Raw genomic sequence first — 6,315 nt, 5'->3', positions numbered from 1 at the left:
CGGCCGAGAGCATCGCTTGCCAGCGGAAGTTGTCCGGCAACCAGGGGCGCAGCCGTTTGAGATCAAACTCGCTCAGGGCAAACTCCAGAGCGCCCTGAGCAGCGGAAACCTGACTCCCCTTGACACAGAGGCTGGCACCTTGCGAGCCGAGGCAGAGATCCCCCATCGCCAGCCGTTGACGCGACAGATCCGCATCCAGATCCCAGGGCGAGGCGAGATCCCAACGGCGCAGCGGGGTTTTCAGCTTGAGCTCTGAGAGCGCACCACGCCAGTGATCCCCCCGCACGCCGCCACCCAGTTTGAGGTTGGCGGCGACAGGGTCACCCTTCATGGTCAGGGTCAACAGATGCTCACTGATATCGCCACTGAGGTTCAGGGCCAGCTGGCTGAGCTTGGTCTCCCCCTGTTTCAGCTGCGCCACCAACAACGCGAGCTCACCAGCCGGCTTGGCACCGATCACCGCATTGCCCTTGAGGCTAATGCCCTTCAGGTCGGTGCCGGCATAGTAGAGCCGCTCGGAGGCCAGATCCGCATCGATTTTTGGCGTCTGCTGATTGCCACTGACCTTCACCTGTCCTTTGATATCCCCTTTCAGGCCGGGATAGATGCCCCCCAGCTGGGGAGCCTGCAGGTTAGCATCGAGCTTCCACTGGGCGCTGCTGATACTGCCCTTGGCCTGCAACTGGTTGGGGCCACTTTGCAGCGAGAGCGCCGGGATCTGCCACTCCATCTTGTCGTTGCCGCTGAGCTCCCCATTGAGGGTCAGCGGGTACTGGTTGAGCTTGCCATCCACCTTGAGCTTGGGCAGTTTCAGCTCCCAGTGGCCCGCTTCGTTCATCACGAAACGGCTCTCCAGCTCACCGGCCAGCGTCCCTTTCAGCTCAGGCAGCAGCTCGGCCGGATTGATCCCCTTGAACAGGGTGGTCCCCTGCCACTCGATCCCCTTGTTCCAGGCGAGCTTGCCATCGAGTTTGAGCTCCCCCTTGAGGGCGTTGAGCTGCAAGGCGATCTTGCTGAGTCGCTCCAGATCTCCTTTCCCGTCCAACGCAAGCTTGAAGGGGGGCACATCGGTCCCCTTGCCGGACGTCTTGAGAGCAAATTGATAACCAGAGAGCTTGCCCTTGGCAATCAGGCTACCCTTGTCCAGCCGATAGATCGGCTCATCTTTGGCAGGTTTGTGAAGAGGCCAGCCAAGGCTCTTCCAGTCGAGGGCCAGATCAAAGGGCAGATCCGGGTCGAGGGCGGCCAGAGAACCCTTGAGATTGGCGGCGACCGGCCCCTTGGCCGACAACACCAGCCCCAGCTTGCCGACCGAACCGCTCAGCGCCAGCGTGGCCTGCTCCCCTTGCAACTCGCCATCCAGCAGTCCCTTGCGGGCCTTGGCATCCAGCGTCACCGTCAGCGGGTAGTCATCACTGAGCTGGATGTGCCCCTTGAGCGCCAGATCGGCCATGGCGTGGCGCAGCGAGAGCTCGCGCACCTCGATACGATCATCGACGGCGGTGGCCGAGAGCAGTAGCTTGTCGAGCCCTTCGATCAGCTCGCCCTGCTTATATTTCACCCGGGTCACGCTGACCCCTTCCAGCTGGATGGGGAATGGCAGATGGATGGCGGGCAGGAGAATGGGGACTGCCTTTACCGTGCTTGCAGCTGGCGTCCCTTTACCCTGTTTGACGGTCTTGGCGCTGACCTTGTCGTTGTGCGCAACCGCAGCACCGGCTTGCTTCTCGTTAGCAGTCGGCTGCTTGGCGGATTTGGCTGGGCTGGCGGGTGCCGCGTCATCCAGCGTCACTTTCAGGTTATCGAGCACCGGGCCGCGCACAATCAGCCCCTTGCGGTTGAGGGTGGCGCCGATATCGAGGGACCCCAGCGTCACAGCCACACCGGGCACTGCCAGATCGAGATCGGCCACCTTGAGACTGTCGACCTGGATCTTGAGTGGCAGCGGGTGCCAGACAAAGGGTTCGGAAGGCTCTTCCGGCGCAGGCTCCGAGTCGGCCACCTTCACCACCGGATGGGTCACTTCAAGAGATTTGATCCAGAGTTTGCCCTGCAGCAGTTTGCCAAGATCCCAGTCGAGCACGGCGCGATCCACCGTGACATCCACCAGCTCATCCTGCCAACCCGCCCCTTCCAGAGTCCAGCCATAGCCAAGCTGACCCGCCACCAGCTCCCCCTTGAGAGAGGGCAGCGCCCCCTTGGCCTGTTGCCACAACCACTTGTTGCCCTGATGGGTAAAGCCCAGCAGGCTGATGCCGATGAGCAGCAGGAAAATCAGCCCCATCAGCCAGAGAAAGATGCGTTTTAGCCAGATCACAATGCAGACCCCCGCGCAAGACATAGCCGCAGCGGCCAAAGAAAAAAGCGTTTAGACAAGATCATAATTCAGGCCCCAATGCGAAATGCAGCCGCAAGGGCTTGTCCTCTTCCGATACCCCGACCGCCAGATCCAGCCTGACCTGACCGATGGGGGTCACCCAACGCACACCGACACCGGTACCAATCTTCCACGGCTCGCTGTAATCGTTGGTGGCGGTACCTCCATCCACAAACAGGGCTCCCAGCCACTTCTCGCTGAAGCGGTAGTTGTACTCCATGCTGGCGACGCTGGTGTAGCGGCCACCGGTCAGCTTGCCGTCCGGGCCGGTCGGCGAGATGCTCTCGTAACCAAAGCCGCGCACCGTCTGATCGCCACCGGTAAAGAAGCGCAAGGACGGCGGCACCAGCGAGAAGCTGTCACCTATGATGGCCCCCTGCTCGGCCCGCATCAGGAATCTGTGGTCATCGCCGAGGGTACGCAGCCACTTGCTGCGCCCCCACACCCGCATAAAGCTGATGTCGGAACCCCATCTGGGATCGGAGAACTCCAGGGTGAGCTGCTGGCGATCGCCCCAGTCGGGCACCAGAGTGCCGCGCACCCGTAGTCGGGACCAGGAGACCCCGGGGATCAGCAGCAAGCTGTTCCCCTCGTCGACGCCCTGGGTATAGATCTCGTTCTCCAGCCGGATAAAGACATCCCGATCCCAGCTCTCCGGCCGCCGCGTCCAGCGGTGCACACCGATAGTGGTGAGATCGGAGCGGGTATCGTTGTTGTCCTTGTACTGGTAACCGGTTTGGATGGAGTAGTAGTCCCGCAGCGGGTTACCCACCGGGATCTGGTAGTCGAAGCTGAGCTCTGCCTCCGGCGCCGACACCTTGGCGGTGGCAAACAGACGGTGGCCGTAGCGGTTGACCCAGGGCTTCTCCCAGGTGGCACTCATCCGCGGTCCCACGTCGGTGGCATAACCGATACCGGTCTCGATTTCGTGATCGACCCGGTTATCCAGCGTCACCGCAATGGGCACCCGATAGTTGCTCGCCTCGCTCAATACTGGCTTGATATCGACCTGACGGAACAGCTTGGTGGAGGAGACATCCTGCGACATCTCGGCCAGACGGATGGCGAGATAGGGGTCGCCGCTCTTGATGTTGATAAGCGGGCGAATAAGGTGAAGCGCTTCGGGGGTGGCATCGTAGCGGATCTCGCCAAAACGGTAACGATGGCCCGATTCGAACAGAATAAAGATCTCCGCCGTCCCCTTGTCCGGGAACACCTTGACCTGACTCTTGCTCAGCTTGGCATCAAAGTAACCGCGGGCCAGCCCGAGGCTGCCGAGATCGGCCTTGATGGACTCATATTTGGCGTGGTTGAGGGGCTCCCCCTCTTTGAGGGGCAACTTGTCCAGCAGGGCGCTGTAGAGCTCGTCGCTGCCCGCATCCCCCTCCAGTAGAATATCGAGGCGGGAGACGATGACCGGCTCCCCCTTGTCCACCTCAATCACCACTTTGGACGGGGTTTTCTTATCGCGACTCAGGGTGATTTTCGGCTGGTAGTAGCCATAGACCTGCAGCGCCTTTTGCACACTCTCGGTGATTTTGGCTCGAGCCGGGCGGTATTGCCGCTCCTGATAGACCGGCAGGGCATTGAGGTAGGCTTCAACGTTATCCTTGTTCTCCCCTTTCAACCCCTTGACCTGATAGGTGAGCTTGGCGGCAAACGCGGGCGAAGCCAGCAGCGACAGCAACAGGCCCACCCCCAGTACCCGCAGACCGCGGCGAAACGCAGGGCCGGACAGTGAACGCCCTGCCAGCAGGGATGAAATGCATCCTGTCAAAGGTCAATATTCCTGAATCTGTGGTGAAGGAAACCGGCGCCCTTTCGGGCCAACCCCGAATGCGGCGCAGCACGCCATGCCAAGCATGGTCGTGACACAAAAATGCGCGCCAGAAAAATGGCGAACCTTATCCTAACATAGGCATCCGCCAGCAACAGCGCGGCGCCATTGGCAAATTCGCCATATCTTTTAAGAGGTTGACCACAAATCACACATTTTGCTGACAATGACACCGCCCGCTTTCCCGATGGGAGCGAGCTGACCTGCCCTGAACATGTTTCACTTCGTCGTCAGGCCCCCTTTGTCACCTCTCCCCCTCTCTGTACCACCAGAAACCCACCACGACAGAGTTTGTCGGCATAGCCCCACCCTCACCGTTTAACAGGCCCGGCACACGCCAAGGCCAGCCGTAGCGGGTGATTAAGAATTGCTCGTTCAGCGCAATCGAATTATCCCGCTGCCTTTGCAGACGCTCCTCCCTCACACTTGAACCATCAACTGAAGGAGACACATCATGCATGCACGTAGCGAACAGATGGCTGACTATATTGCCGATCGTCTCGAGTTCATCACCTTTCTCGCCTGTTGCAGCGCCCTGCTGGCCCTGCTGACCGGCATGAGTGGCCAGCAGGCGCTGGCCTTTACTGCCCTGAACCTGCCGTTTGGCCTCGGCATTCTGCTGGCGATGGCGATGCTGGCCCCCCTGCCCGTCCACTGGCGGCTGCCGGGCATCACCTTGCTGCTGGCAGGTTGCGCCCTGATGACCCTGCAACTGGGGGGAGAGTGGCTCAATCCACTGGCGATCTGGAGCCTCTACGCCCTGCTCGGGCTGGAGATCATCTGGCAAGCGCGTCCCCGCGCCATGCTGGCCACCCGCGCTCGCCAGTAACAGGGCTGACGAGCGCCGGTAAATGGCGGGCTGTGATGGCTGACGCCGGTGGCAAATTGGGGTACTCTTGCGCCCCGATTTGCTACCACTCTTGGCGTTAACAACCTTCGCCATCACTCCCAGGAGCGCCCCGATGAAAAAAGCCTGTGCCCAGCACATTCTGGTCAAGACCGAAAAACAGTGTCTGGAGATCAAGGAGAAGATCGAGAAGGGAGCCGACTTCGGCCAGATGGCCAAGCGCTTCTCCACCTGTGCCTCCTCAAAACGCAGCGGTGATCTGGGGGAGTTCAATAAAGGGGATATGGTCAAGCCCTTTGACGATGCAGTCTTCAAGGGTGAACTGCTCAAGGTGCTGGGGCCGGTGCGCACCAAGTTCGGCTTCCATCTGATCAAAGTGCTCTATCGCAACTAAGTCATCGCAACTGACCATCTTCTCGGTGAAGCTCCCGTCAGGCGGGCTTCACCTCCCTCTGCATCTCCCTCGCAAAACTGACCAAAACCACGCCAACCCCTCATCAATTTACTAACGTTATCAGGCAATTAAGTTTATCCTTCTCGGCATTGTCCACATTCGACGATGGATCCCGTGCTATGCCCCGCTCTTGCTTGTGGCCCCTGCTGGCCTGGTTACTCCCGCTCGCTGGCGCCCTCGGCAGCCGCTTTCATCTCTGGCCCTGGTGGATCGGTTTTGCGATCTGTCTCATCGGAGCCCTTGTCTCCCTGATCTTGCTGGTGCGCCTGCCCTGGAGCCGCAACCGCTACGCCAGCGGCCTTGGCGCCTTGCCACTGCTGCTGCCGCTGACCTTTGTGCTGCAGGCGCTGCGCATGCCGCTGATCAACGATGTGAGCACAGATCCCTACAATCCCCCCCAACTGCGCTGGGCGGCAGAGCTCAGAACCGCGCAGGATCTGCCAATTAATAGCGCCCCGCTGAAAGCAGTTGAGGCAAAACCCGGTCCTCTCTTTACTAGGGCCTCTCCTGCCGAAGTGCTGATTGAAGCTAGCGAACTGATGCAGGAGCTGGGCTGGCAGGTACGACCCAGCCCGGATGGTCTGGATGCGGTGGTTACCACCGGCTGGTTCGGCTTTCAGGATGATGTGGCGCTGCGGGTCTTTGCCGGCCCCAAAGAGACCCGCATCGATATGCGATCAGCCTCCCGTCAGGGGCAAAGCGATCTGGGCACCAACCGGGCGCGGATCGAGGATTTCCTGACCCGCCTGAACGAGCGCCTCGGCCAGGCCTACAAACCCAATTTGAAACCGTAAGAGTGA

The 6,315-nt window shown here is 60.5% G+C and carries 4 protein-coding genes and 1 pseudogene; 3 read left to right on the top strand and 2 right to left on the bottom strand.

Features of this window, described 5'->3' with window-relative positions:
• Together ACRAUW_RS03560 and tamA are read right to left on the bottom strand one after the other, a co-directional pair.
• Positions 1-2,317: pseudogene (locus ACRAUW_RS03560) on the bottom strand (translocation/assembly module TamB domain-containing protein); the annotation flags it as partial.
• A gap of 61 nt (positions 2,318-2,378) precedes the next feature.
• Positions 2,379-4,154 carry an autotransporter assembly complex protein TamA gene (tamA, locus tag ACRAUW_RS03555; RefSeq protein ID WP_431361182.1) on the bottom strand — a complete coding sequence of 592 codons (1,776 nt, stop codon included), beginning with the start codon at positions 4,152-4,154 and terminating at the stop codon, positions 2,379-2,381.
• Between the two features lie 514 nt (positions 4,155-4,668).
• On the opposite strand from tamA, the gene ACRAUW_RS03550 reads away from it, so the two are divergent.
• From ACRAUW_RS03550 to ACRAUW_RS03540, 3 genes are all read left to right on the top strand, one after another.
• Positions 4,669-5,043, top strand: a complete 375-nt coding sequence (locus tag ACRAUW_RS03550; RefSeq protein WP_058056020.1) for a hypothetical protein — start codon at positions 4,669-4,671, stop codon at positions 5,041-5,043.
• Positions 5,044-5,176: 133 nt separating this feature from the next.
• A complete protein-coding gene (locus tag ACRAUW_RS03545) occupies positions 5,177-5,455 on the top strand; it encodes a peptidylprolyl isomerase (RefSeq protein WP_033136755.1) in 279 nt (92 codons plus the stop codon).
• 179 nt (positions 5,456-5,634) lie between these two features.
• Positions 5,635-6,309, top strand: coding sequence for a DUF1499 domain-containing protein (locus ACRAUW_RS03540; RefSeq protein WP_431361181.1), 675 nt, complete (start codon positions 5,635-5,637; stop codon positions 6,307-6,309).
• The last annotated feature ends 6 nt before the right edge of the window (positions 6,310-6,315 follow it).

Origin of the sequence: Aeromonas sp., assembly GCF_050633025.1 — a bacterium.
GTDB lineage: Bacteria > Pseudomonadota > Gammaproteobacteria > Enterobacterales > Aeromonadaceae > Aeromonas.
This window is presented reverse-complemented; position numbering and strand designations above follow the sequence as displayed.

Excerpts from the sequence above, each read along its gene's own strand:
- ACRAUW_RS03550 (WP_058056020.1), top strand. The coding sequence starts at position 4,669 with ATGCATGCACGTAGCGAACAGATGGCTGACTATATTGCCGATCGTCTC.
- ACRAUW_RS03545 (WP_033136755.1), top strand. The coding sequence starts at position 5,177 with ATGAAAAAAGCCTGTGCCCAGCACATTCTGGTCAAGACCGAAAAACAG.
- ACRAUW_RS03540 (WP_431361181.1), top strand. The coding sequence starts at position 5,635 with ATGCCCCGCTCTTGCTTGTGGCCCCTGCTGGCCTGGTTACTCCCGCTC.